Origin of the sequence: Streptomyces sp. NPDC038707, from assembly GCF_040636485.1 — a bacterium.
GTDB lineage: Bacteria > Actinomycetota > Actinomycetes > Streptomycetales > Streptomycetaceae > Streptomyces.
This window is the reverse complement of sequence record NZ_JBEZUP010000086.1, coordinates 1-3,161: the sequence shown is the minus strand read 5'-3', so window position 1 is coordinate 3,161 and position 3,161 is coordinate 1. Positions and strand designations below refer to the sequence as shown.

Annotated in this window: 1 protein-coding gene; it reads left to right on the top strand. The window is 73.3% G+C overall.

Features of this window, described 5'->3' with window-relative positions; all coding sequences use genetic code 11:
* A partial coding sequence (locus AB0E62_RS39850) for an acyltransferase domain-containing protein (protein ID WP_362205988.1) occupies window positions 1–3,161 on the top strand: 3,161 nt, incomplete at both ends.

Sequence of the window (3,161 nt, the reverse complement as noted above, 5' to 3'; positions counted from 1 at the left end):
TTGTACGGCTCGGAGCCGGTGTTCCGGGAGGCGGTCGACGCGTGTGACGCGGCGTTGGCCCCGTACACCGACTGGTCGTTGGTGGAGGTGCTGACCGGCGGTGGTTCGCTGGAGCGGGTCGATGTGGTGCAGCCCGCTCTGTTCGCGGTGATGGTGGGGCTGGCGGAGCTGTGGCGCGCTCATGGGGTGGAGCCTGATGCCGTCGTGGGGCATTCGCAGGGGGAGATCGCGGCGGCGCACGTGGCCGGCGCGTTGACGTTGGGCGACGCCGCCAAGGTGGTGGCGTTACGCAGCAGGGCGCTGGCGGTGCTGGCCGACCAGGGAGGCATGGTTTCCGTAGGTCTCGGGCATGAGCGGGCCGTCGGGTTCGTGGCCCGCTGGGACGGCCGGCTGACCGTGGCGGTGGTCAACTCGGCGGACAGCGTGGTGGTATCCGGTGATCTGGACGCGCTGGACGAACTGCTGGCGGCGTGTGAGGCGGACGGTGTCCGCGCCCGGCGTCTGCCGGTGAACTACGCCGCCCACTCGGCCCAGGTCGAGGCGGTCCGCGAGCGGTTGCTGACCGACCTCGCCGGGATCGAGCCGAGGACCGCGGACGTCCCGTTCTACTCCACGGTCACCGCGGAACCCGTCGACACCTCCGCCCTCGACGCCGACTACTGGTACCGCAACCTCCGCGAACCCGTGCTGTTCGACCGGACCACCCGTGCGCTGCTCGACCACGGCCACACCGTCTTCGTCGAGGTCAGCCCGCACCCGGTCCTGGTCTCCGCCGTCGAGGAATCCGGTCACCACCACGGCTCCGACCCCCTCGTCACCGGCACGCTCCGGCGCGACCAGGACGACTTCCTCACCTCGCTCGGCCGCCTGCACGTCCATGGCGTCCCGGTCGACTGGCGGTTCCCGGACGACACCGAACCCGTCAGCCTGCCGACGTACGCGTTCCAGCGCCGGCCGTACTGGCTGCGGCCCGTTCCGGCGGCGTCGGGCGAACACCCCCTGCTCAGCACGTTCGTGGAACTGCCCGACGGCGCGGTGCTCAGCGGCCGGATCTCGCTCGCCACCCACCCGTGGCTGGCCGACCACGCCGTGCGGGGCTCCGTCCTCCTGCCGGGCACCGCGTTCGCGGAAATGGCGGCCCACGCGGCCGGCCGGCTCGGTCACGCGGTCGAGGAACTGGTGCTCGAGACGCCGCTCGTCCTCGACGACACCCCGGTGCACCTCCAGGTCGTCGTGGGCCCCGAGGACGACGGCCGCCGCCCGCTCACGGTGTACTCGCGTGACGGAGACGAGTGGGTGCGGCACGCCACCGGGACCCTCGGCGAGGAGCCGGTGCTGAGCGCCTGGGACTGGCCGCCGGCCGGTGAGCCCCTCGACGTCGACGGGCTCTACGACTCGCTGTCCGTGCTCGGCTACGAGTACGGGCCGGCGTTCCAGGGCGTCACGGCGGCCCGGCGGGTCGGCGACACCGTCTACGCCGAGGTGGAACTTCCCGCCGAGGAACCGTTTCCCCTGCACCCCGCGCTGCTCGACGCCGCACTGCACCCCATGGCGTTCCTCACCGACCGCACCGGCCTGCCGTTCGCGTTCACCGGAGTGGCGATACGGCCCGCGGGCCACCGGACGCTGCGCGTACGCCTGTCCGCCACCGGGCCGGACACGTACACCGTGGCCGTCGCCGATCCGGACGGCACCCCCGTCGCGGTCATCACATCGCTGACTGTCCGGGACGCCGACGCCGTCCCGGACAGCCTGTACGCACTCGACTGGGTCCCCCTGGATGTCCCCCTCGAATCGGCATCGACGGGCGGCGACCCCGCGGACCTGGTCGTCCACGAGGTGCCCGGGCCGGAGCCGGAGGCGGACACCGTCGAAGCGGCGTACGAGAGCGCGCAGCGCGTACTCGCCGTGATCCAGGACCACTTGGCGGACGAGCGGACGCGACTGGCGGTCGTCACCCGCAACGCCGTCGCCGCCGCGCCCGGTGACGTGGTCGGCCTCCACCACTCGATGGTCTGGGGCCTGGTCCGCGGCGCGCGGGCCGAGCACCCCGGCCGGTTCGTCCTGGTCGACGCCGACCCGACCTGGGACCCCGCGCTGATCGCCGGCACGGACGAGCCGGAACTGGCGGTCCGCCGAGGGGCGTTGAGCGTCCCCCGCCTGGTCCGCGTCGGCGCGGGCCTCACCCCGCCGGACGGGCCCTGGCGGCTGGAGGACACGCGTACCGGCAGCATCGACGACCTGGCGCTGGTGCCCCGCCCGGAGCTCATGGAGCCGCTGGGGCCCGGGCAGGTCCGGATCGCCATGCGGGCGGCCGGGCTCAACTTCCGGGACGTGCTGATCGCCCTCGGCGTCTACCCCGGCGAGGCCCTGATGGGCGGCGAAGGCGCGGGCGTCGTCCTCGAAACCGGCCCGGACACCCGGTTCCGGCCCGGCGACCGCGTCATGGGCCTGGTCCCCGGCGCCTTCGGGCCGGTCACCGTCGCCGACCAGCGGCTGCTGGTCCGGATGCCCGACGACTGGCCGTTCGCCAGGGCCGCGTCCGTGCCCGTGGTCTTCCTGACCGCCTGGTACGGCCTGCGTGACCTGGGCGGACTGAAGGCCGGTGACCGGGTGCTGATCCACGCCGGGGCCGGCGGCGTCGGCATGGCGGCGATCCAGCTGGCCCGGCGGCTCGGGGCGGAGGTGTTCGCCACCGCCGGCCCGGCCAAATGGCACACCCTGCGCGCCCTGGGACTGGACGAGGACCACATCGCCTCGTCGCGCACCCTGGAGTTCGAGCGGAAGTTCCCGCCCATGGACGTGGTCCTGAACTCGCTGTCCGGCGAGTTCGTCGACGCCTCCCTGCGGCTGCTCGGGCCCGGCGGCCGGTTCGTGGAGATGGGCAAGACCGACATCCGCGACGCCGCCGGCCGTCCCGGCATCGTCTACCGGGCGTTCGACATCGCCGACGCGGGGCCGGACCGGCTCGGCGAGATCCTGGACGCCGTCGTACGGGCCTTCAGCGACGGCGAGTTCACACCGCTGCCGATCGACGTACGGGAGGTCCGCGACGCGGTCGACGTGTTCCGGTTCATGAGCCGGGCCGCTCACATCGGGAAGATCGTGCTCACGGTTCCCGTGGCTCTCGATGCGGCCGGTACGGTGCTGATCACCGGTGG